The sequence below is a fragment of the Bacillus sp. K2I17 genome (genome assembly GCF_002209985.1).
Lineage (GTDB): Bacteria > Bacillota > Bacilli > Bacillales > Bacillaceae_G > Bacillus_A > Bacillus_A wiedmannii.
Window position 1 is genome coordinate 74,951 of sequence record NZ_NJGF01000010.1, and the last position, 23,289, is coordinate 98,239.

Genomic DNA, 23,289 nt, shown 5'->3' on the forward strand with positions numbered 1-23,289 from the left:
ATGAGGAGTGGGGAAAATGAAAAAAATTCTAGTAACCGGTTCTTTAGGGCAAATTGGTTCTGAATTAGTAATGAAACTTCGTGATGTATACGGTGCATCAAATGTTATTGCAACAGATATTCGTGAAACAGATAGTGAAGTAGTAACGTCTGGTCCATTTGAAACGTTAGATGTAACAGATGGACAAAAACTACATGATATCGCAAAGCGTAATGAAGTAGATACAATTATTCATTTAGCAGCTTTACTTTCAGCAACAGCAGAAAAAAATCCGTTATTTGCTTGGAATTTAAATATGGGTGGACTTGTAAATGCATTAGAAGCAGCTCGTGAATTAAACTGTAAGTTTTTCACGCCAAGTTCTATCGGTGCATTCGGTCCATCAACACCGAAAGATAATACGCCACAAGATACAATTCAGCGTCCTACTACGATGTATGGGGTAAACAAAGTAGCAGGAGAATTACTATGTGATTATTATCATCAAAAGTTTGGCGTTGATACGCGCGGTGTACGTTTCCCTGGTTTAATTTCTTACGTAGCTCCTCCAGGAGGCGGAACAACTGATTATGCGGTTGAAATTTATTATGAGGCGATTAAAAAAGGCACATACACCTCATACATTGCAGAAGGAACATACATGGATATGATGTATATGCCAGATGCTTTACAAGCGATCATTTCATTAATGGAAGCTGATCCAAGTAAACTTGTGCATAGAAACGCGTTCAATATTACAGCAATGAGCTTTGAGCCAGAGCAAATCGCAGCATCAATTCGTAAACACATCCCGACGTTTACAATGGATTACGCTGTAGATCCTGCTCGTCAAACAATCGCTGATAGCTGGCCAAACTCTATTGATGCAACAGCAGCAATGAAAGAGTGGGGCTTTAAAGCAGAATACGATTTAGACAAAATGACAACTGACATGTTGGCTAAGTTAAAAAAAAAGCTCACAGCTGAGTTAGTGATGAATTAATAGGAAGGGTCGATTCTTAGGAATCGACCCTTTTATTTGTATTTTAGGAATATACAAATAATTACAAGTGTGATAGAATAAGTTAATTTGTGCATAAAGGGGAGAGAAACAATGGAGAAATGGGAGTTAGCAAAGGGAATTTATAATACGTCACGTTTAACAGGAACATTTAAACTTCGATCAGGACAAGTATCAAATCAATACTTTGATAAGTACTTATTTGAATCTAATCCAGTACTGTTATTAGAAATTGCTAAACAGTTGAAAGAGCTCATTCCCCCTGATACAGAAGTACTCGCAGGTTTAGAAATGGGAGGAATTCCAGTAGCAACAGCATTATCTTTACAAACAGGTATACCAGTTGTATTTGTAAGAAAAGAAGCGAAGAAGTACGGTACATGTAAGTTAGCAGAAGGCGTTAATATTGCTGGGAAAAATGTTTGTGTTGTTGAGGATGTTATTACGACAGGTGGTCAAATATTATTAAGTACGAAAGATTTAAGAGAACTAGGTGCGAAAGTACATCATGTTCTAGGTGTAATTGAACGAACGAAAGAGGGAAAAGACAACTTATTAGAAGATGGCTTACAACTACATTCTTTATTTACAATGGATGAGTTAATTGAAGGAGAAAAGCAACATGCAAAGAGTTGACGTCGTATATGCACTAATACATGATGAAGAAACAGATAAAATATTAATGGTACATAATATAGAACAAAACGTTTGGTCACTGCCGGGTGGGGCTGTTGAAAAAGGTGAAATATTAGAGGAAGCACTAATAAGAGAAGTGAAAGAAGAGACAGGTTTAACTGCCGTGGCAGGTGGACTTGTTGCGATCAATGAAAAATTCTTTGAAGAATCAGGGAATCATGCGATACTTTTTACATTCCGAGCAAATGTAGTAAAAGGTGAACTGATTGCGGGAGATGAAGAAGAAATTTCTGCAATAGAGTGGGTGAATCGAACGATCGCAAATGAACGATTTCCATTCTACGATGGCGAATTCGAGGCATTATTAGAAGTAGCCATTCCATATAAGTTTCAATCAGAAACAAAGTGATTGAAAGAAAAAACAGGAGCGACAACGCTCCTGTTTTTCTATTCAATCGTCTTCAGTAGTAACTTTTTCAATAGTGGTTTAATCTTCAGACGTAAATCTTCAGCATGATTTGCAACTAAGAAGTGATGGTTATAAATGTTCTTCATTAATTGATAAGTGGCTTCTTTCGCTTCGCCTTCTTCGATGAAGATTCCGATTACTTCCATACCACTTTTACGAGCAAGTTTGACAGCTTCATGTGTATCTAAAATACCGTCTTGTTGATAGTCTAGCGCAGAAGGCTCACCGTCTGTAAAGACAAGTAAGAATTTATGTTTTTCTGGTCTTTTTGCAAGCTTTTCAGAAACGATACGAATAATATATCCGTCGCGGTTATCTTCTTCTTCGCGAAGCTGCATAATTTCTGGACCGACGTTTGGTAACGTTGAGTTTTTATACGTTACAACTTCATGGATAACGTTTGGTTTATCCTCAGGCTTAGCACTAGAAGCATCTTCCCAAAATCCACTAATGGCGTGCGGGATTTTTAAAGATTTCAATGCTTCATGGAATAGGACCACACTCTTTTTCGTTTCTTCCATTTTGTTATACATAGAACCAGAGCAGTCCACTAGTAGTTGGAATGCAACGTCAAGTTCTTGTGATTCTTGTCCTTTTTTATAAAACATGCGCGGCTGCTTTTCAGTATAAATACGAAGGAATTTCTTACGAAGTCTTCCGTAATATTTATCACTATTTGCATTCGTTTTATTTTCAATCGTTTTTTCGATAATTTTCTTTAATTCTTTTACATCTTTATTAACGACTGATTTGATAGCTTGGTAATCCTTTTTTTCATCAGGATTTGATTTGCGAGCTTCTTTAAATATATGAGAAGCACCAACGTTATACTTACCGTATGCACCCTCGTTTTGGCTAGAAGCGTGTGAAGCTCTTGCTTCTTCTGTATCAGCGCCATCAAAGTTGGATTGTGTACTTTTTTGAGAAGTACCTTGTACAGAACCAAGTGCTTGGTCGCCATCTTCTGATTCACGAGCAGTATCGCCCATCATGTTTGTTTTTGTTCCGCTTTCTAATTCAAAGCGTAAAAAATTCTCGTTTTCGTTATTTTTATTTTCACGATGCCATGTGGAGAAACTTTCATCCATTTTGTTTTTATTTTCATCGTCATCTATGAGCTGCGTATCATCATTTGCTAAATCTTCGACGCGACAGTTCTTTTCGTCTGCAATGACAGATAAATAAAGCGGAGCATGTCCGAAATAATTATTAAGCATATCACTTTCAAGAAGTCCTTCTAAACGATAGCGAATTTTTTCAACGATATACATAATATCTTCTGTATTACGAGCTTGGAATGTTTCATGCAAAATTGCTTCAATTTGCTCGAAATATTCATTATTAAACATTTCATATTTATCGCTCGTTAATGAAAGATAGCAGAGACAAAATAGACGATCACCGTGATAGTTACGAACACGATTGATTTCATTTTGTGAACCAAAGTAATTGCGATACATTTCTTTTCTTCTTTTAAAAACATGCTTTGTGCCAGGGCGTAAGTTTTTTACGATTTCCTCAACACGTAAATCTTCTAATAGAACAAATAATTGTGTTAAAAACTTTTTTAAGGGTGATTCTTGTAATTCAATCGCATAAGAACGAATTAAAGTCATGTCCGAGTAATGTTTATTACCAAGTGCCTTTAAAAACACTTCGCTTTTTAATCCGATTACTGTATCCTCTTCTTTTCGATCATCCCAAAAGTGACTAATGACAACCTTTTTTTCAATTTCATCGTAGTATGCTTTATAGCCATACTCAAGGTAGGCATCGTCTTCTTTTAGAAGAGCATACATTAAGTTTTCCATTTGTAGAAACAGCGACGCATCAATTTTTTTGTCACTAAAAATTTGTCTCATGAATTATCCCTCAAAGAAATAACTTTCTGCTAATTCACGGACAGTCATTTGTTCTGTTTCATCGTTTAATTTTGCGATAATACTACGTTCAATTGCACGCATAACAGGAATATATACACCTAAATCACATGCGTCGATAATGCCACGAATACTTGCTGCTTCTTCACTTACACGTCCGTCACGAGCTAAAGGCATAAGGTCGCTTGCAAATGCAACGAACTTTTCAATTGTTGCAACATCATTTAATTTTGATTCAGATAGTAATAGTTCTTTTAATGTATCACCTTGAATGTATGGAACTTCAATAATAACGAAACGGTTTTTTAATGCTTCGTTTAGTTCACTTGTTCCAACGTAACCTTCATTAATTGCTGCAATTACACGATACTCGTCATCGCCATATACAACCTCTTGTGTAAATGGATTTGTAATCATTTTACGGTAATCTAATGCACCGTGAAGAAGTGGTAACGTTTCAGGTTTTGCCATATTGATTTCATCAATATATAGGAAATGACCGTTCTTCATTGCTTTCATAAGAGGGCCGTTAACGAATGTAACTTCAGATGCGCCATCTTTCGTTTGTAGTGTGTTGTATCCTAAAATACCTTCTACATCTAGGTCAACAGAACAGTTAATGCTATGCATTGGTTTTTGGAATAAAGAAGAAAGAGTTTCAGCTAGTACTGTTTTACCACTACCAGTCGGCCCTTTTAATAGAATGTTTTTGCCAAGAAGAAGCGCTGTAATAGCATCTTCAATAATGCTGTTATCAGATGCTTTATATATTTTCTTTCCAATTAAATGTGCATTTTCACCAGCTTCTTGTTTATTTTTTTCGTGAATGGTTGAGAGCTGTTGTTTTAAATCAGCATGTATATGAAATTGTTCTAACATGTATTTCCCACCTAACATTATTTTCATAAAGTAATACATCTTATGATAACTTGTTTTAATATGGTATGCAAAGAAAAGGAGAGAGGGGAAATGGAAAAGAAAAAGCAATCAATGTTACATTGATTGCTTACAGTAAAGGAGAAATGAGTCGCATGAAAGACTCTAATATTCGTTTTTTGATACTTCTTTTTTGGAATGCGTTCCATTTAATTTCAGTGGAATGCTTAAAGTCGTCTTCAAAATCATGTTTAATATCATGAACGGTTTCTGATTCATATAGTACGCTAATAAGTTCATAATTTAATTCAAAGCTGCGTACGTCCATATTTGCCGTTCCAATTGTCGCGATCTTATCATCAACGAGTACAATTTTTGCATGCATAAAACCATCTTTATAACTATAAATGGAAGCACCAGCTTTTAAAAGCGGAGTGAAGTAGGACTGAGATGCTTGATCACTAATAATACTATCACTTTTACCAGGATATAAAATGCGTACATCTATGCCAGATATTGCACTTAAACGTAATAATGTTAAAGTTTCTTGATCTGGAATAAAGTAAGGTGTAGCGATCCAAATCGATTTTTTTGCAGATCCCATAACAGCTAATAATGTATTGCGAATGCTTTTATCATCTGAGCTTGGTCCGCTCGCTACAATTTGCACAGCACCTTCTGCATTTGAAATTTCTTTACCTGGGAAGTATTGTCTATTCATAAATTGATCCCAAGAATAGGTATTCAACCCACTAGATGCATAGAGCCAATCCTCTAGAAAGATTGCTTGTAATTTATATAACGCTTTCCCTTCTATTTTTAAATGGCTATCACGCCAAATGGGGAATTTTTTTGAACGACCAAGGTATTCATCACCGACGTTGAGTCCACCAGTAAAACCGATTTCTCCATCTACAATAACGATTTTACGGTGGTTACGATAATTGACTGTTTCAAGTAACCAAGCTGAAAAAATAGGGTCAAATTCTACAATTTCGATCCCAGCTTCTTTCATAGGTTTTAAAAAGCGTCTTCTTAAAGTGTTACTTCCGAGTCCATCATAAAGAAAGCGTACAATAACACCAGATTTTGCTTTTTTTATTAAAGCATCTCGAACTTTCGTACCAATCTCATCAGATTTATAAATATAGTATTGAATATGTATGTGATGTTTTGCTTGCTCGATAGCTTGCAAAATTTCTGAGAATGTTTGATCTCCGTTTGTTAAAAGTTTTGTAGTTGTTCTATCTGCGGCAGGCCCGCCTCCAAATTTTTGTACGACTTCTGTTAAATGGGCAGAGCGTTCACTTAATGGGACTTTGAGTGATAACTCTAGTCGTCTTCCTTCTAATATTTCACGGAATAATTTTCTTTGTTCTTCTGAACGATGGAGATGTTTTTTCCTTCTCCAACGGCTACGACCGAAAATAGAGTATAAAAGCACACCTACAACAGGAAGAAGTGCTAATACTAAAAACCACGCTAAGGTGCTTTGAGGAGATCTATTTTCGATGAAAATAACGAATGAAATTCCTACGATTGTAATAGACCATAGGGCACCGACAAATGTATATAAAGAAATAAACGATGTATTTAATAGGAAAAGAACGATAGATATAATTGTAAATATTAATAGTAATTGAACGATAGGCTTCTTCATTTCTATAAAATTCCTCTAATCTTTCTTAAATATAGACTTCTTATATAAAAGGTATAATCCGACATTCTTATTATAAAGTGTTTTGTTTTTTTTACAAAATATAGACATTTTCCCCATGCTTTCCGCATTTGTCCTACATACAGTATATTGTTACGTTATTATCCTGCTATTTGCTGGTTAATAAACGGTGTAGGAGGGACAAAACCCTTGCCCTTTATATAGGAAAGGGGATAACCATATCATGGATTTGTAGCAGGTACATGATGAAGACCAGGATATAGTTATCTTTATTACGCGGATTCTTCTTAATTATATAGGTTACTAACAAGGTCCGTACTATCCATACAATACCTATTAAGATGAGAAAATGGAAAAGGAGAGGGGAAACATGAATTATATAGAAAATAACGGATTGTATTATCGTAATCATCATCCTCATGGAGGGCACAACCATAACGGCGGACATCACCATCATGGAGGGCACAATCACTATGATCATCACCACCATCACGGAGGCGGATGGGGCTGGGGTGGCGGCTCATGGGGCGGCGGATTTTTCCCAGGAAGTTTTGCTGGAGGCGTGTTAGGTGGACTTACAGCTGGCGCATTAACGGGTGCAGCAAGCGGAGGCTACTATCCAGCGCCATACCCAGCACCATATCCGGGGTATCAGCAAATACCATATCCGTATTAAACTAAAAAAGAGGCTTTCCTCTTTTTTTAGTTTAATAAAGTATTTATAAAATATTTCCAAAATAAAGGTGAAAATATGTTAATATTTTGTTATTGTAATTCAAAAACATATATACTAATTTTAACTTTTATATTATTATCCGTGAATAGTTGTATAGTGTGCTCGAAATTCTATTTCGCTAGTAAAGTAAAGAGGTTAGATATGAGCGGGATTAATAGGGAATAGGCATTGTATAGAGCTAGCTATAAAGGAATGTAAGAGAATGAATTATAATAAAGTAAGCTAATTATAGCGATAAGAAACTACTATTTATAATTGAAACGGTATTATATTGCTTTTTATTACAAATAATATTATGTTATTTTAATCGGCATATTTCAAAATGTGATGAATGCAAATAGCTATTATTAAGAAATGAAATATCTCTATTTCTATGAAGAGAAACAAGTTGTGTTTTAGTCAGATAGGAAGCAAGGAGAGATGCGCATGCTAGAACAAAGAGGTCATGCATTATATGACTCTTCATTGCGAGATTTAAAGTTAGCATTAGATGAGTCTTCAATTGTTGCGATTACAGACCGAAATGGTCTTATTACATATGTAAATGATAAGTTTTGTGAAATCTCCAAATATACACGAGAAGAGTTAATAGGGAAAGATCATCGTATTTTAAATTCAGGGTATCACCCGAAAACATTTTTTCAAATTCTATGGAAGCGCATTTTGAACGGAAAAGTATGGAGAGGTGAGATTCGAAATCAAGCAAAAGATGGGACGTATTATTGGGTTAAAACAACAATTGTTCCGTTTTTAAATGAAAAAGGAGAGCCGTATCAATTTATCGCGATCCGAAATGATATTAGTAGTAGGAAAGAAGCAGAACAGAGGTTGCGGTTAAGTGAAAGTCGTTATAGGGAGCTTGCGTATCATGATGCTTTAACGAGTTTACCGAACCGATTGCAGCTAATAACGACTGTAAACGAGATGATTGCAGGAAAAAAAGAATTTGGTATGATTTACTTTGATTTGGATCGTTTTAAATTAGTAAACGATACGCTAGGTCATATGATAGGGGATTTACTTTTAAGCGAAGTTGCTTCACGGTTGCATTATGTGCTAGGAGAGAAAGACGTTCTGGCTAGGCTGGGTGGCGACGAATTTGTGCTGTTAACAAAAAATCATAAACAAGATGAAATGAGGCAGTTAGCAACATCTGTGTTGTCATGTTTTCAGGCCCCATTTATGCTTGAAGGTCATGAAGTATACATTTCAGCTAGTCTAGGACTGTGCGCATATCCGCAAGACGGACAAGATGTAGAAACTCTATTGAAAAATTCGGATTTAGCCATGTATAGTGCGAAAGAACAAGGCAGAAATGCCGCGTGTTTCTTTACAGATGAGTTACGTGCGAAAATAAATCGTAGAATGAAAATTGAATTCGCTTTGCAAAAGGCAATCCGTGATGAAGAATTAGATGTGGTACTGCAGCCTATTATTGATTTGAAAACGAAGAAATATACCGGTATTGAGGCTTTAGCACGTTGTTCGACAGAAGAAGGGCCTATTTCGCCAGGCGAATTTATTCCAGTAGCTGAAGAATCTGGACTTATTATAAAATTAGGAGACTGGGTATTAGAAAAGTCATGTCGCTTGTTTAAAACATTGCCAGATTACGAAGAAGGACTAAAGTTATCTGTTAATTTATCCATACAACAATTAATGCAAAAGCGTTTTATTATATCTGTACGTAGCATTTTAAGGAGAACTGGCTTTCCACCGAATCGTTTAATTTTGGAAGTAACGGAAAGTATCGCTGTTCGCCATTTTGATTATATTATTGCTACATTACAAGAATTAAGAAATATGGGTATTTTAATTGCTTTAGATGACTTTGGAACAGGTTATTCTTCCTTATATTATTTAAAGCAACTGCCACTGGATATAGTGAAAATTGATCGTAACTTTATTCGTGAATTTCATTATGATCACGCACAGCCAGAGCGAACGATTGTAAAATCTGTTATTGAAATTGCCCATAGCTTAAATTTAGCAGTAGTTGCTGAAGGAGTAGAAACAGTAGAGCAAGAAAGTTTATTACAATCTATGGGCTGTGATTACGTCCAAGGATTTTATTATGCGAAACCTTTATCTGTAGGAGAGTTAAAAGAAAAGTTAATTACAGATTTTTAATAAAAAAGAGAAGCTGGTAGCTTCTCTTTTTTTAATTCGTTTTTTGTGAGTTTTTCATTAGTACTGGATAAAGAATAAGACCTAATACGAACAATCCAATTCCTAAGAAGAACGTTTTTAAATCAGCAGTTCCGGTTTTGATAACCCAAATAGAGTATACAAATGCTAATGTGGTAATCATCCCATCCTTTATTCGAGAGCCAGGCATTATATCATACGTTTCTCCTGTAATAACCAATTTGAATTGGTACAGCGTAGAAACAAGGTATGGAATTAAATAAGCTAATGTTGCTACAACGATAGCGAAATTATAAGCTTCTGATACGGTACCAGAAATCGTTGAGAATAAGAAAATTTGCGTCATCACATTTGTAATAAATAATGATTTTGAAGGACTACCTTTTTTATTTGTTTTCGCGAAAAACTTAGGGAAAAGTCCATTCTTGGCTGCCTGGTAAGGTACTTCTGAACTAACAACGATCCAGCCAACTGTAGATCCAAATAAAGATACAAGTGCAAGTAAAGCCATGATATAGGCACCTTTATTGCCAATTGCTAAATTTAATGCGTCTACTAATGGTTTTTGAGATTCTTTTAAAGCATCTTGCGAGAGAGCTCCCATTGTAAGTAAAGTAATTGACATGTAAATAAGAAGAGCGATAATCAACCCGAAAATGGTAGCTTTTTTTACATCGCGCTGAGATTTTGCACGGTTAGAAAGCATTACAGCAGATTCAATACCGATAAATGCCCAAAGTGTTGCGATAGCAGCTGAATTGATTTGTCCACCTAACGAAATTGATTGTCCTGCTTCATTCATAAATGTTTGACCGTCTCCGAAATTAGAGGCATTGAAAATGAATAATGTGATTACAATAAACATTGTAAATCCAATAATTTTTGCAATGGTAGCAAGAAGATTCATATTTCCAGCTCGGTCAATATTTTGAGAAAGAATATATTGAATTCCCCATAGCATAAGGCTACATACGAGGAAAGTTAGTCCTTTTCCGAGTTCTAGTGAAAATCCGTTCGTAGAAAAGAGAATTTGCTTACTTTGTAAAACTGGAAAGAATGTTGATAAATATCCAGCAAAGGAAATAATAACAGATGCTGTTGCAGCCCAGTTCGCAGCCCAATAGCCCCATGCCATACTATATCCTGCAACTTTGCCCGCTTTTTTTGAAGGGAACATTGCTTGAGCGTAACTTTGTGGTCCTGCCTTTAATTCTGGTTTGCGGATTGCTAAATTTCCAAATACGAGTGCAATCATAAATACGCCAAGACCTGTAATACTCCATGCAAGTGTAGAACCCATTGGACCTGATACGTGTGCTAAATTTGCTGGGAGCATAAATACGCCACCGCCAACCATATTTCCGATTACAAAAGCTGTTAAAATCCATAATCCCCATTTTTTCGTTTCCATTTTTGTTAACTCCTTTGTAGTAAGTTTTGCTTAAACATCATTTTTTACTAGCTTTTTGGCAATAAAAAAAGAGCCATGTAGATAAAAAATACCTACATGGCTCTTCGCCTAACGTAGGTACAACGGGAATAACCCTTGTACCTACGCGTAATTTTTCCGCTAGGTTTCAAGGGTTACGTATGATGATGATGTTTTTGTGCAAATGTAACTACAATTGTTGTATAAGTAAGCATAGTTCTTTGCTCCCTTTCTCCTCTGATTTTGAAGTTAGTATACTACATGTTTTTTTGAATGAAAAGAAAAATATAAAAATTTTTATAAAAATACGTTTTAGAGATTAAATATTTACCTGTATTTTTCCTATACTGGAAAATAAGTGAGAGATTGGCAGAAGAGTGTAGCATGGTATAATACATATAGAATTAGAAGGTGACAAGGGGCTATTGTAGATGATGAGTAAGTATGAACAAATTTATACAGAAATCAGTAAGTCTATTGATAATAAGCGATTAAAAGAGGGATGCAAAATCCCATCCGAAACTGAATTAATGAAGCAGTATGAAGCAAGCCGCGGTACGGTAAGAAAAGCTGTAGATTTATTACAAGAGCGTGGGTATGTTCAAAAAATACATGGAAAAGGTGTTTTTGTTTTAAAGCGAAAAAACATTGAATTCAACTTTGGTGGTATTGTAAGTTTCCAAGAAGAAAATGAACGTTTAGGACGCCATTGTATTACAGAAGTCGTGGAAATGGAGAAAGTAAAAGCGACAAAAGAAGTTGCAAAGCTATTAAATGTGAAAGAGAAAACAGAAATAGATCATATTAAACGAGTACGGAATATTGATGGAGAAAAAGTAATTTTGGATATCAATCATTTTGTATCGGAATATATTCCTGGATTAACGAGTGAAATTGCAGCGGAATCCATTTATAAATACATTGAGAAAGAATTAGGTCTTCATATTAGTTACTCACAGAGGGTAATTGAAGTGCAGCCATGTACAGAGGACGATAGAGAGTATTTAGATTTAAATGGAACAGACTATGTTGTCGTTGTGAAAAACTTTACGCATTTTTATGATGGAAGTCAGTTCGAATATACAGAATCACGCCATCGTTTAGATATTTTTCATTTTTCGGATGTGGCGCGGAGAAAATAAGGAGATGGAACGAAATAACGTTTCATCTCTTTTTTTATAAAAAAATCACAAACTCGTATATACGAGTGTTGACTAACTTATATATACGAGTTAATATGTAATTGTAAACGGTATCAAAAAAAGAAAAGAGGGACGGGAATATGGGGAAAGACTATCGTCAAACAGCAGAGGAAGTGTTGCAGTATATTGGTGGAAAAGACAATATTGAACAAGCTGCGCATTGTGTAACGAGGCTCCGTATCGCTTTAAAAGATGAAAGTAAAATAGATAACGATAAATTACAGTCTGTTTCATTAGTGAAGGGAGCGTTTCATAACGCTGGAGTATTTCAAATTGTAATCGGTCCAGGAGATGTTGATCGAGTTTATGCCGAATTGATAACGCTTGCAGGTATGAAGGAAGCGACAGTAGCTGATGTAAAAGATTCTGGAAACCAAAAGTTAAATCCAGCTCAAAAGTTTGTGAAGGTATTTTCAGATGTATTTATGCCAATATTACCAGCCATCGTAACAGCTGGTTTACTAATGGGAATTAACAATCTATTAGGGGCAAAGGACTTATTTTTTGAAGGTAAAAATTTATTAGATGTGTATCCAAACTTAAGTGGGCTTTGGGATTTAATTAATATGATGGCGAATACAGCATTCGTATTCTTACCAGCGCTTGTCGGTTGGTCAGCAACGAAGCGTTTTGGTGGTAGTCCGATATTAGGGATTGTTATGGGATTAATGCTTGTGCATCCAGCCTTATTAAACGCGTGGGATTATGGAAAAGCAGCGACTGGTTTAGATGGACAAAAGATTGAGTACTTCGATATTTTAGGATTATTTCAAATTGAAAAGGTAGGGTATCAAGGTCAAATCTTACCGGTTTTAGTAGCAGCATTTGTATTAAGTAAAGTGGAAATCTTCTTAAAGAAACATGTACCAAATGCAATTCAATTATTAGTTGTACCAATTACAACGATTGTCGTAACAGGTGTGTTAGCATTAGGAATTATTGGTCCAGTTACACGTCATATTGGAGATTTATTAACAGCTGGGTTAGTAGGTGTATATGAAACAGTACCAGTAGTTGGAGCAATATTGTTTGGAGCATTATATGCACCGCTTGTAATTACAGGTATGCATCATATGTTTATTGCTATCGACTTACAATTAATTGCACAGCACGGTGGTACATTCATTTGGCCAATGATTGCTCTTTCTAACATTGCGCAAGGTAGTGCGGCACTTGCGATGTTCTGGATTTCTAAAAATCAAAATGATAAAAGCATGGCATCTACATCAGCAATCTCAGCATATTTCGGTATTACAGAGCCAGCTATGTTTGGTGTAAACTTACGAAATAAATTCCCGTTCTATGCAGCGATTATAGGATCGGCTATTGCAGCTATATTTATTACGTTAAATGGTGTATTAGCACCTGCTATTGGAATTGGCGGATTACCAGCATTTATTTCTATCATTCCGAAATCGATTCCAATGTTTATTGTAGGAATGATTATCGCGATTGTAATCCCATTTACGTTAACATGGTTATTTGCAAAACGAGTAAAACAGAAGTAGGAGGAAGTTAAACATGAAGGATTGGCATAAAAGTGTAGTTTATCAAATTTATCCGAAGAGCTTTAATAGCTATTACAATAAAGAAACCGGTGATATAAAAGGAGTTACAGAGAAACTAGATTATTTAAAAGAACTCGGAGTAGATTATATTTGGTTAACACCGATATACCAATCACCACAAAATGATAATGGATACGATGTAAGTGATTACTACAGTATTGATCCATCTTACGGAACGATGGAAGAGTTTGAAGAGCTTTTAGAAGAAGCAAAGGCACGTAACATTGAAATTATGCTCGACATTGTTGTAAATCATAGTTCTACGGAGCATAAGTGGTTTAAGGAAGCAAAGGAAGATAAAAATAGTCCATATCGTAATTACTATATTTGGCGTGATGAAAAAAATAATTGGCAATCTAAGTTTGGTGGGTCTGCTTGGAAATATGATGAGAAGACAGAGCAATATTTTTTACATCTATTTGATGAGACACAAGCTGACTTAAATTGGGAAAATAAAAAACTTCGTGAAGAAGTATATGATATGATGCGTTTTTGGCTTGATAAAGGGGTAACTGGATTCCGATTAGATGTTATTAATTTAATTTCAAAAGATCAACAGTTCTTAAATGATGACGGAAGTACGGCGACAAGCGATGGGCGTAAATATTATACAGATGGCCCGCGCGTTCATGAATATTTACAAGAGATGAACCGAAAGGTTTTTGAAGGGAAAGATGTAATTACAGTTGGAGAAATGTCATCTACGACAATTGATAATTGTATTAAATATTCAAACCCTGAGCGTAATGAATTAAGTATGACGTTTAGTTTCCATCATTTAAAAGTAGATTATCCGAATGGAGATAAGTGGACGCAAGCTGATTTTGATTTCATTAAATTAAAAGAGATTATGTCTAATTGGCAAATTGAAATGCAAAAGGGCGGAGGATGGAATGCGTTGTTCTGGTGTAATCATGACCAGCCTCGTATTGTGTCACGCTTCGGTGATGATAGAAAGTACCGAAATGAATCTGCGAAAATGTTAGCGACAGCTATGCATATGTTGCAAGGAACACCTTACATTTATCAAGGCGAAGAAATCGGTATGACGAATCCTAAATTCGAGTCCATCGAGCAATATCGCGATGTGGAATCGTTAAATATACACGATATAAAGCTAGAAGAAGGATTATCAAAAGAAGAGATTATCGGGATTTTAAAACAAAAATCTCGTGACAACTCTCGTACTCCGATGCAGTGGAATGAAAAGGTGAACAGTGGTTTTACAACAAGTACACCTTGGATTTCAGTTGCTGAGAATTATAAAGAGATTAATGTAGAAAAAGCATTAGAAGATAAAGAGTCTGTATTTTATCATTATAAAAAGTTAATAGAACTTAGAAAAACGTATGATGTAATTACAGAAGGAGAGTATGCTATTTTAGATGAAAATCATGCTAAGATTTGGGCATATACTCGTACTACAGAGAGTGAAGTGCTACTTGTTATTAATAACTTCTATGGAGAAGAAATAACGTACTCTGTACCAGCTCATGTTCAATTAGATGGGATGAAGCAAGAAGTACTACTGTCGAATTATAAAGATTTCAGCAAGGATATTACAAAACTTAACTTAAGACCATATGAGTCAATTGTCTATCGATATACGAAATAAAAGGTTGTATGCCCGCGCGGCATACAACCTTTTATTTTAAGACACCGCTATACAAAATGCTTACCTCTACCTCAGGCTTAAATTTTACTTTTGCATAATCTTTATTCCAATTTTTTTTCTTCCATAAGTCAGGGTGATAAGCGATAAGATGTCTTCCAATACCGAAAGCATCACAATTTGCTTTTTGTAACTTTTTCGTTATCTTTTTAGCTTCTTTCGTAAGCTGTTTAGACAATTCTTTGTTTAGTTTGGCTCTTTCATCCATTTTGTAAAGATTATCTCTCGGAGCTTCAAGCGCTATAACTTTTAATTGAAGCTTAATGTGAGCATAAACATTTCCTTTTTTATCCGTTGTTATTTTTAAGTCTCGTTTTAACTTTCGATTGCTAATTTCCATTGTTAAATAATCAGATGTCTTCTCTGATTCATCGCTAGTAAGTTTTTGGGTTATACGGGCACTTGTTCCCATTTTTCCGGTTAATAACACGAATAAAACAGAATGTTTCAAAGGTAAATGCCCAGTTAATTTATCATTATTAAATAAAGCTAACCCGTTTGTAATTACTTCTTTTCCTTTTATTTTTATAGACGGGAGGGTGAAATCTTTACCGGGATCTAACATTTTTGTAGCAGCTGTTTCTAAAGTTTCTTTTGGAAATACACTCATATCTTCTAAGCTTTTCACTTTTTTCTTTAGAAAATCTCCAATTAGTAAATTTCCTACTTTCTTTTTTTCGAGTATCTCGGACGTTTCACCATCTACTGCAATAAGTTTTACTAAAGCAGTTGGGTTTGTTGGGTCACGAAAGCTGACATCTAAATAGGGTAGTATACCTTTTTTTAGAATTTTGGTTCCTAGTAATTGAACACCATATTTGAAATAGCGAATATTCCCAGTCACATTTTTTTTTAGGGCATCGCTTGTATCCCTTATGTTATGCCCGGTTGCTGAATGTATTTCATTTTCGAATGAAGATTGCTCTCCGCTCGAACTTTTTACGAGCTCGATTGTTTGCTGGAGTTTATTCTCTTCCGTAATATCAGATCCAATACTATAAGCTAACCTTGCTTCCCTTAATGGTTCTTGATCCCAACAGCCAGAAAGGAGGGAACTAGTACATAATATAAAAAGTAATTTAAATCTTTTTTTGAACATACTGTTCTCCTTTCTTCTTTCTTATTACTGAATAGAGTAGAAATAAAAGAGGGAGGACAACGATGAAAATATAGGTGAACTTATCAGTGAAAGTTGCAATTACTTTTAATTCTTCAGGTGTATCTATAAATAGGGCTACACTAAAAGCAATAATACCAACGATTGGAACAGCCTTTTTATGATTAGCAAGATTGAAGATATGTCTAATTCCGATTGAAGCAGCGCAATAATAACTCGCAATAGAAGCCACAACTGTTATCATCCATATTGGAATGAATAGTAAATCAGTCCGGTCTATAATCCCGATATGCAAGGAGCGTAATAAGTAAGCAACTGGCTCTGGGATAAGTTCAATTTGTTTTGGACTAAATACGATAAAGCAAATCCAAACAGTAAAAGTATAAAAAAGAGTTACAAATCCATTAGCGATAGAAATGGCCTTCAGTTTTGCCACAGAATTCCCATTTACTTTTGGGAAAGCGATAAGAATAATTTCAAAACCATACATGGCTGTAATTGTTTCTTTCGATGCTTGAATAATATTCCACCATCCAGCCTCTGTAATGGGAAAAATATAAGAAAAATCAGCTCGGGAAAGCCCTAGGGCAATTAAAAGCGCCATAGGTAAAATGAGAATAGAGGCCATGACATAAAATCGTACCATGACTTTAAACGTATTATAAGCTATATAACAACAAGCTATTGTAAATAACATAAGAATGGCATACCACGGAGTTGCTTGTAATATCCAAACTTTAACGACATTACAAACATTCAACATAACCGTCATACCGATAAGGGTAAAATAAAAAACATAAGCAAAACCTAATAGTTTTCCAAACTTATTACCAAATAGCATACAAACACTTTCATACATATCTGCATCAGGAAATCGTTTTAAGAAAAGCCACATAAGTAAAATGATAAGTTGAATTGCAAGTCCAGCGATGAGTGCAGAAATCCATCCACCACCTTTAGCAATTGGGTGAAGACGGTTAGGGAGAGAAAGTATACCAACTCCGATTTGGCATTGAATAACGAAAAAGGTAAATTGAACTAGCGAGATTTTACTTTGCGTGTTTGTCACCGTCCTCATCCTCTCTCGTTACATGTTGTCGTTGCATTTTTTTCGGTTTTGGATCATGTGGTCGTTCCCAAAATGACCAAATTGGTAGTCTTACGAAAGAATCTTTCATATCTTTAATCCGCATCGGGGCAACAGGAGAAAGATATGGTGTATGAAAAGAATGAAGCTGACATAAGTGAACGAAAGTTATAATTAGACCGAATGATATTCCAATATATCCGAATATAGCAGCAAGGAGCATTAATGGAAAACGAAGAATTCGAACTGCTGAACTCATATCGTTTGATGGAACGAGAAAAGATGAAATTGCAGTTAAAGCTACAACGATAATCATTGTGTAAGAAACAAGTCCAGCTTTTACAATTGCATCACCAATTACTAAACCACCTACAATACCGATTGTTTGTCCAACGCGGCTTGGTAGACGAATACCAGCTTCTCGTAACAATTCAAAGATTAATTCCATTAAGAGAGCTTCAAAAATAGGAGGAAGCGGTACTTTCTCTAATGAAGCTTTAATTGTATACACAAGTTCGAGCGGCAACACATCGGGATGAAAAGCGACAGTTGCAATATAAAAAGCTGGCAAGAGAAAGGCAATTAAAAAACTTACTAAGCGAATCATTCGGATAAAAGAACCGACAATCCAGCGGTTATTATAATCATCTGGTGATTGATAAAAAGCGAATAACGTAACAGGTACGATGAGCACTGTTGGATCTCCGTCAGATAAAATAGCAACTCGTCCTTCCATTAAATTTGCTGCGACTCTATCTGGACGCTCTGTATTTAATTGCTGCGGAAATGGCGAGAAAGACGTATCCTCTATAAATTCTTGTATGTATCCTGGTGGCATAAGTGCATCCGTTTTAATTGTTTCTAATCTTCTTTTCACTTCTGTAACTAAATCGTCATTCGCTATATTTTGCATATAAGCAATTGCTACTTTCGTGTGCATTTCTTCACCAATTGTAAAATACTTAACAACTAAATTTGAACTCTTAATGAGTTTACGAATAGAGGTTAAATTAGTTGCTAGGTCCTCTACAAAACCAGTATGTGGACCGCGCACAACCCCTTCATTATCAGGCTCTGCTATATCTCTCTTTAAAGATAAAGCTGTTTCGAAAATACAAAAACTAACGACATGTTCATGAAAATATAATGATTTACCTTGTAATAAAAGTTGTATCCCATAATTTAAATTCGTTTCTTTTTTCATATTTAACGTAGAAAAAGCTTTATCTAATGATAAATCCGACCGCGTTAATAATGGCTCAAGAGCTAATTGATGAATTAGATTTGGATCTGCTAAAGATTCAATATATATGATCGTTCCTTTTCCGTTTTGAAAAGGGACATCTAATTTTTTTATATCATCTGAGTGACAGAGCTTATTTTCAATGTAATTAATATTTTCCGGAAGTGATGGAAACATATGCTTTTTGCTATTATTTTGTTGTGAATTTTCCTGTTCAGTCATAATTTCCACCTCTATTAGAATAAAGTCACTCCTGTTAATTTTTGCTTTTTGTGAGAAATTTATGCTTGGATTATTTGGAAAAAAATCTTGAAAGTTACGTTACGTCATCTTTTATACTTAAGGAAATACGGAGTAGAGGGATGGTGTATATGATTTTGAAAAATATGTGGGGATGGAAAGAAATTTTATATTTATTAGTTTTCGTATTTCTAATTGTCCCAGTAACAGTTGAATCTCTTTTTTATAACTATGCTTTAAAAATAATAGGGAACTCATTATATGCCGGAGTATTAATGGGATTTATAATGGCAGTGATATTTACTACTGTAGTTTATCTTTTTTGTATAAAAAGATATCAACTATCTTGGAAAGATATTGGAATCCGAAAGCTTTCATGGAAAGATTTTTTATGGACGGTTATAGCATTGATTACCTTAATTGTAGTTAGTGTTGCTGTATTAATGATAATGGAGAAAATGGGTATTTCTTTTGAAAATAGTAAAACGGAGACGGTCCAAAATAATAAATCAATATATTCGTTCTGTATCGCGGTAATTGGAGCAGCAGTTATATCACCAATTTATGAAGAGATTTTATATCGAGGTGTTTTTTATACATTTTTTCGTGATAGATATGGTATATGGGGTGGAGTGCTTATAAGTTCTATAATATTTACCGTTGTTCATATTCCAACATATAACACATTACCAGTGAATTTTTTAAGTGGAGTAGTATTTGCGTGGTTATATGAGAAAACAAATTCTATTTTATCAGCTATAATTGCCCACGCACTATTTAATTTCATAGCAGTACTTTTAACATTTGTGTCGAATTAAGAAGATATATAGGAGGGATACATATGGAAATAGCTGTAGAACGTGTTTTTACAAAAGAGGTTTTAAAAAGAGCAGCGAGTTTGTTTCATGTAACAGTGGAAGAGAAGCCACTTGGAGATTTTGAAAATTATATTTTTAAGGCGAAGGGCGATCGTGGTGAAGATTACGTATTACGTTTAACTCACTCTTCTCATCGTTCTAAAAAGGGAGTCGAAGCTGAACTAGATTTTTTACGATATGTTGCGGAGAATGGGGCAAAGGTAGCAGGACCTCTTTATTCAACGTCTCAAAATCTTGTAGAAGAAATTAGAGCAGAGGATGAAACTTTCTTTTTCGCTTCCTTATTTACATATGCAAAAGGTGAGCAAGTAAAAGGAGAAGAATCTCCTTATTGGGGAGAGACTTACTTTGAAGCATGGGGAAAAGCGATTGGCCAACTGCATCGCCTAACAATGAACTATCCTAAAACAGACTATCGTGATACGTGGGAAGAAGACGAAAGTGGGATTGTTAATGAATTAGAAGATGATCAAGTGAAAAAGATTGCAGCGGTATTAATGGATGAAATAAAGGCTCTTCCAATTGAAAGAGAAACGTTCGGCCTTATGCACGGTGATATCCATCCCGGTAATTTTCATTATGATGGTAAAGAGCTAACAATCTTTGATTTTGATGATACGGCTTATAATTACTTTATACATGATTTAGCGATGGTTCTCTATTACTCTGTTCTATTTACACCGTGGACAGCGGAAGAGAAGACAGACTTTGCTCGTAAACAGCTACAAGTGTTACGAAAAGGCTATGAGTATGAGCACAGACTAGCGGATAGTTGGTACGAATCGTTACCGTTGTTTTTACGTCTACGTGATGTTGGTTTATACGGTACACTTCAAAAGAAGTTTAAGGGGAAAGATATGCCAGATAATTTCCGAGAATTATCAGAAGAGCTATATGAAAGAATTATAAAAAGAGAAGCAATTGTGAATATATAATACATTTTTGTGAAAACAAAGTATACAGAATAAATGTATGCTTTGTTTTTTTATACAAAAATATGTTTGTTTTATTAAAATAATATTGTTATAGATTCGGTATACACTTATAATTTTATATATATATATTCTGAATATTCTTTATAAAGGAGGAGGGGGAATGTTGGAAGCTTTCGTAAATTGGTTAAATAATATTGTTTGGAGTCCAGCACTTGTTTATTTATGTTTAGGAGTAGGTTTATATTTTTCCATTCGAACGAGGTTTTTACAAGTAAGGCATGTAGGCGAAATGGTGAAGCTGACATTTCAAGGTGAAAAATCAGAGGCTGGTGTTTCTTCATTCCAAGCGTTAGCACTTTCGTTATCAGGGCGCGTTGGGACAGGGAATATAGCTGGGGTAGCAACAGCGGTTGCATTCGGTGGACCAGGAGCTGTATTTTGGATGTGGGCAGTGGCCTTTTTAGGAGCAGGATCAGCTTATGTAGAATCTACATTAGCACAAATATATAAGACGAAACATCAAGGGCAGTTTCGTGGTGGACCTGCTTATTACATTGAAAAAGGTTTAGGTGTGAAATGGTATGCATTAGTATTCGTTGCAGCGACAATTCTTGCAACGGGGCTTTTACTACCAGGTGTGCAAGCAAATAGTATTGCTGTAAGTTTAGAAACAGCTTTTGGAATTAACACTACCGTATCAGGGGCTTTATTAGTTGTTGTATTAGCTCTTATCATCTTCGGTGGAGTAAAGCGAATTGTTAACGTGGCACAAGTTGTCGTACCGTTTATGGCAGTTGGTTATATTTTAGTAGCTTGCGTTATTGTTGCTATGAATATTGAAAAGTTGCCAGAAGCATTTATGTTAATTATAAGAAGTGCTTTTGCATTAGAGGCGGCTTTCGGTGGTATTATCGGTTTAGCAATTTCTTGGGGAGTAAAACGTGGTATTTATTCCAATGAAGCAGGGCAAGGAACTGGACCACATGCAGCAGCTGCTGCGGAAGTATCACATCCAGCTAAACAAGGTTTAGTGCAAGCATTTTCCGTTTACATTGATACATTATTTGTTTGTTCAGCAACAGCATTTATGATGATTATTACAGGCATGTATAACGTATTTGATGCAAGCGGAAAAAACTTTATCGTAAATAAATTAAATGGTGCTCAGCCGGGACCGGGATATACACAAGCTGCGGTAGAATCTGTTTTTCCTGGATTTGGAAACGGTTTCGTTGCAATCTCGTTACTATTCTTTGCATTTACAACAATTATGGCGTATTACTACATTGCAGAAACGAATATCGCATACTTAAATCGTGATAAAGACCGTCCTTGGCTGTCTATGGTACTAAAATTTGTATTTTTAGGAGCTGTATTCTACGGTTGTATAAAAACAGCAGCAACGGCGTGGGCTTTAGGTGACATCGGTGTAGGAATTATGGCATGGGTAAATATCATTGCGATTTTACTATTACAAAAACCTGCATTAGTTGCATTAAAGGATTATGAAAAGCAGAAAAAAGAAGGAAAAGATCCGGTATTCGATCCAGGGCCATTAGGAATTAAAAATGCTGATTTCTGGGAGCATGAATACGGGAAAGATAAGAAAGAAGAAGTATCTTAATAGAATAGAAATGAAGAAGCAAAGGGAAATCCCTTTGCTTTTTTTATGGACAAAATGAGGCTGGAAGTTATTTTTTTGCCTATTTTTGAATATAAAAAGAATGTACATGCTTTGTTAGGGGAAGGAGGGGGAGAGTATGTTGATAGAGTTTCGTAATGTAAATAAATATTATGGCAACTTTCAAGTTTTAAAAGATATTAATGTGCAAGTGAAAAAAGGTGAAGTGGTAGTAGTTGTTGGTCCTTCAGGATCAGGAAAAAGCACGTTGCTTCGGTGTATAAATCAGCTAGAGACAATTACAGATGGAGAGTTACTTGTACAAAATACGGAGGTACACAATACAAAAACAGATATGAATGAATTACGCCGGAATATTGGGATGGTCTTTCAACATTTTTATTTATATCCACATAAAACGGTTCTTCAAAATATTACACTAGCACCGATTAAAGTAAATAAAGTTTCAAAAGAGGAAGCTGAGCAAACAGCGATGTTTTATTTAGAGAAAGTAGGAATTCCGGAGAAGGCTAGTGTATACCCGCATCAATTATCCGGAGGACAACAGCAAAGGGTAGCGATTGCTAGGGGATTGGCAATGCAGCCGGAAATTATGCTATTCGATGAGCCTACGTCTGCTCTTGATCCGGAGATGATTGGGGAAGTACTTGATGTTATGAAAACACTAGCTAAAGAAGGAATGACAATGGTCGTTGTCACGCATGAAATGGGATTTGCGCGAGAAGTAGCAGATCGGATCTTATTTATGGATGATGGTCAAATTATTGAAGATACGACACCAACACAATTTTTTGCAAATCCTGAACAGGAAAGAGCTCGTCTATTTTTAAGCCGAGTGTTAAATCATTAAAGG

Annotated in this window: 19 protein-coding genes; 12 read left to right on the forward strand and 7 right to left on the reverse strand. The window is 35.4% G+C overall.

Annotation, left to right across the window (positions count from 1 at the left end; translation table 11 throughout):
• The first annotated feature begins 16 nt into the window (after positions 1–16).
• From CER22_RS14065 to CER22_RS14075, 3 genes are all read left to right on the forward strand, one after another.
• Positions 17–982: an L-threonine 3-dehydrogenase gene (locus tag CER22_RS14065; RefSeq protein ID WP_000723139.1), complete on the forward strand. Its 966-nt coding sequence runs from the start codon at positions 17–19 to the stop codon at positions 980–982.
• 111 nt (positions 983–1,093) lie between these two features.
• Complete coding sequence (pyrE, locus tag CER22_RS14070) at positions 1,094–1,636, forward strand: orotate phosphoribosyltransferase (protein ID WP_141547135.1); 543 nt, start codon at positions 1,094–1,096, stop codon at positions 1,634–1,636.
• Entirely contained in the window at positions 1,623–2,045 is a 423-nt protein-coding gene (locus CER22_RS14075; RefSeq protein ID WP_088608963.1) for an NUDIX hydrolase, read from the forward strand. The genes pyrE and CER22_RS14075 overlap by 14 nt, the downstream gene beginning before the upstream one ends.
• 38 nt (positions 2,046–2,083) lie before the next feature.
• Here the strand turns inward: CER22_RS14075 and CER22_RS14080 are convergent, their stop codons facing one another.
• The 3 genes from CER22_RS14080 to CER22_RS14090 form a co-directional block, all read right to left on the reverse strand.
• A complete protein-coding gene (locus CER22_RS14080) occupies positions 2,084–3,967 on the reverse strand; it encodes a vWA domain-containing protein (RefSeq protein WP_088608964.1) in 1,884 nt (627 codons plus the stop codon).
• 3 nt (positions 3,968–3,970) lie between these two features.
• Positions 3,971–4,864, reverse strand: coding sequence for an ATP-binding protein (locus tag CER22_RS14085; RefSeq protein ID WP_000892965.1), 894 nt, complete (start codon positions 4,862–4,864; stop codon positions 3,971–3,973).
• Positions 4,865–4,991: 127 nt separating this feature from the next.
• On the reverse strand, positions 4,992–6,521 hold the full coding sequence (locus CER22_RS14090) for a cardiolipin synthase (protein ID WP_088608965.1): 1,530 nt from the start codon (positions 6,519–6,521) through the stop codon (positions 4,992–4,994).
• A 388-nt stretch (positions 6,522–6,909) separates the two neighbouring features.
• Here CER22_RS14090 and CER22_RS14095 point away from each other — a divergent pair, with 388 nt between their 5' ends.
• Positions 6,910–7,215 carry a cobalt transporter gene (locus tag CER22_RS14095; RefSeq protein WP_088608966.1) on the forward strand — a complete coding sequence of 102 codons (306 nt, stop codon included), beginning with the start codon at positions 6,910–6,912 and terminating at the stop codon, positions 7,213–7,215.
• A gap of 486 nt (positions 7,216–7,701) precedes the next feature.
• Positions 7,702–9,405, forward strand: a complete 1,704-nt coding sequence (locus CER22_RS14100) for a putative bifunctional diguanylate cyclase/phosphodiesterase (protein ID WP_087983374.1) — start codon at positions 7,702–7,704, stop codon at positions 9,403–9,405.
• A 31-nt stretch (positions 9,406–9,436) separates the two neighbouring features.
• On the opposite strand, the gene CER22_RS14105 is transcribed toward CER22_RS14100, so the two are convergent.
• Positions 9,437–10,834 (reverse strand): amino acid permease, encoded by a 1,398-nt coding sequence (locus CER22_RS14105; RefSeq protein ID WP_088608967.1) that lies wholly within the window; start codon positions 10,832–10,834, stop codon positions 9,437–9,439.
• A gap of 449 nt (positions 10,835–11,283) precedes the next feature.
• On the opposite strand from CER22_RS14105, the gene treR reads away from it, so the two are divergent.
• The 3 genes from treR (at position 11,284) to treC (ending at position 15,237) form a co-directional block, all read left to right on the forward strand.
• On the forward strand, positions 11,284–11,994 hold the full coding sequence (treR, locus tag CER22_RS14110; protein WP_088061842.1) for a trehalose operon repressor: 711 nt from the start codon (positions 11,284–11,286) through the stop codon (positions 11,992–11,994).
• A gap of 140 nt (positions 11,995–12,134) precedes the next feature.
• Positions 12,135–13,562, forward strand: coding sequence for a PTS system trehalose-specific EIIBC component (gene treP / locus CER22_RS14115; protein ID WP_088061844.1), 1,428 nt, complete (start codon positions 12,135–12,137; stop codon positions 13,560–13,562).
• A 13-nt stretch (positions 13,563–13,575) separates the two neighbouring features.
• The gene (gene treC, locus CER22_RS14120) at positions 13,576–15,237 is read left to right on the forward strand and encodes an alpha,alpha-phosphotrehalase (protein ID WP_088608968.1); all 1,662 of its coding nucleotides are present in this window, start codon (positions 13,576–13,578) and stop codon (positions 15,235–15,237) included.
• Positions 15,238–15,268: 31 nt separating this feature from the next.
• On the opposite strand, the gene gerKC is transcribed toward treC, so the two are convergent.
• From gerKC to gerKA, 3 genes are read right to left on the reverse strand one after another with little or no spacing between them, the layout of a single operon-like run.
• Complete coding sequence (gene gerKC, locus CER22_RS14125) at positions 15,269–16,393, reverse strand: spore germination protein GerKC (protein WP_000474009.1); 1,125 nt, start codon at positions 16,391–16,393, stop codon at positions 15,269–15,271.
• Positions 16,374–17,480: a GerAB/ArcD/ProY family transporter gene (locus tag CER22_RS14130; protein WP_088608969.1), complete on the reverse strand. Its 1,107-nt coding sequence runs from the start codon at positions 17,478–17,480 to the stop codon at positions 16,374–16,376. The genes gerKC and CER22_RS14130 overlap by 20 nt, the downstream gene beginning before the upstream one ends.
• Complete coding sequence (gene gerKA / locus CER22_RS14135; RefSeq protein ID WP_088061847.1) at positions 17,461–18,963, reverse strand: spore germination protein GerKA; 1,503 nt, start codon at positions 18,961–18,963, stop codon at positions 17,461–17,463. Before gerKA ends, CER22_RS14130 begins: the two co-directional genes overlap by 20 nt.
• Positions 18,964–19,112: 149 nt before the next feature.
• On the opposite strand from gerKA, the gene CER22_RS14140 reads away from it, so the two are divergent.
• From CER22_RS14140 to CER22_RS14160, 4 genes are all read left to right on the forward strand, one after another.
• Positions 19,113–19,799, forward strand: a complete 687-nt coding sequence (locus tag CER22_RS14140; RefSeq protein WP_088121278.1) for a CPBP family intramembrane glutamic endopeptidase — start codon at positions 19,113–19,115, stop codon at positions 19,797–19,799.
• 23 nt (positions 19,800–19,822) lie between these two features.
• Complete coding sequence (locus tag CER22_RS14145; RefSeq protein ID WP_088608970.1) at positions 19,823–20,794, forward strand: phosphotransferase enzyme family protein; 972 nt, start codon at positions 19,823–19,825, stop codon at positions 20,792–20,794.
• A 163-nt stretch (positions 20,795–20,957) separates the two neighbouring features.
• A complete protein-coding gene (locus CER22_RS14150; RefSeq protein WP_000387178.1) occupies positions 20,958–22,418 on the forward strand; it encodes an alanine/glycine:cation symporter family protein in 1,461 nt (486 codons plus the stop codon).
• Between the two features lie 136 nt (positions 22,419–22,554).
• Positions 22,555–23,286 (forward strand): amino acid ABC transporter ATP-binding protein, encoded by a 732-nt coding sequence (locus tag CER22_RS14160; RefSeq protein ID WP_048541716.1) that lies wholly within the window; start codon positions 22,555–22,557, stop codon positions 23,284–23,286.
• Positions 23,287–23,289 lie beyond the last annotated feature (3 nt).

Bases quoted from the DNA above. Each gene is read 5' to 3' on its own strand.
- CER22_RS14065 (WP_000723139.1), top strand. From the start codon at position 17: ATGAAAAAAATTCTAGTAACCGGTTCTTTAGGGCAAATTGGTTCTGAA.
- pyrE (WP_141547135.1), top strand. From the start codon at position 1,094: ATGGAGAAATGGGAGTTAGCAAAGGGAATTTATAATACGTCACGTTTA.
- CER22_RS14075 (WP_088608963.1), top strand. From the start codon at position 1,623: ATGCAAAGAGTTGACGTCGTATATGCACTAATACATGATGAAGAAACA.
- CER22_RS14080 (WP_088608964.1), bottom strand. From the start codon at position 3,967: ATGAGACAAATTTTTAGTGACAAAAAAATTGATGCGTCGCTGTTTCTA.
- CER22_RS14085 (WP_000892965.1), bottom strand. From the start codon at position 4,864: ATGTTAGAACAATTTCATATACATGCTGATTTAAAACAACAGCTCTCA.
- CER22_RS14090 (WP_088608965.1), bottom strand. From the start codon at position 6,521: ATGAAGAAGCCTATCGTTCAATTACTATTAATATTTACAATTATATCT.
- CER22_RS14095 (WP_088608966.1), top strand. From the start codon at position 6,910: ATGAATTATATAGAAAATAACGGATTGTATTATCGTAATCATCATCCT.
- CER22_RS14100 (WP_087983374.1), top strand. From the start codon at position 7,702: ATGCTAGAACAAAGAGGTCATGCATTATATGACTCTTCATTGCGAGAT.
- CER22_RS14105 (WP_088608967.1), bottom strand. From the start codon at position 10,834: ATGGAAACGAAAAAATGGGGATTATGGATTTTAACAGCTTTTGTAATC.
- treR (WP_088061842.1), top strand. From the start codon at position 11,284: ATGATGAGTAAGTATGAACAAATTTATACAGAAATCAGTAAGTCTATT.
- treP (WP_088061844.1), top strand. From the start codon at position 12,135: ATGGGGAAAGACTATCGTCAAACAGCAGAGGAAGTGTTGCAGTATATT.
- treC (WP_088608968.1), top strand. From the start codon at position 13,576: ATGAAGGATTGGCATAAAAGTGTAGTTTATCAAATTTATCCGAAGAGC.
- gerKC (WP_000474009.1), bottom strand. From the start codon at position 16,393: ATGTTCAAAAAAAGATTTAAATTACTTTTTATATTATGTACTAGTTCC.
- gerKA (WP_088061847.1), bottom strand. From the start codon at position 18,963: ATGACTGAACAGGAAAATTCACAACAAAATAATAGCAAAAAGCATATG.
- CER22_RS14140 (WP_088121278.1), top strand. From the start codon at position 19,113: ATGATTTTGAAAAATATGTGGGGATGGAAAGAAATTTTATATTTATTA.
- CER22_RS14145 (WP_088608970.1), top strand. From the start codon at position 19,823: ATGGAAATAGCTGTAGAACGTGTTTTTACAAAAGAGGTTTTAAAAAGA.
- CER22_RS14160 (WP_048541716.1), top strand. From the start codon at position 22,555: ATGTTGATAGAGTTTCGTAATGTAAATAAATATTATGGCAACTTTCAA.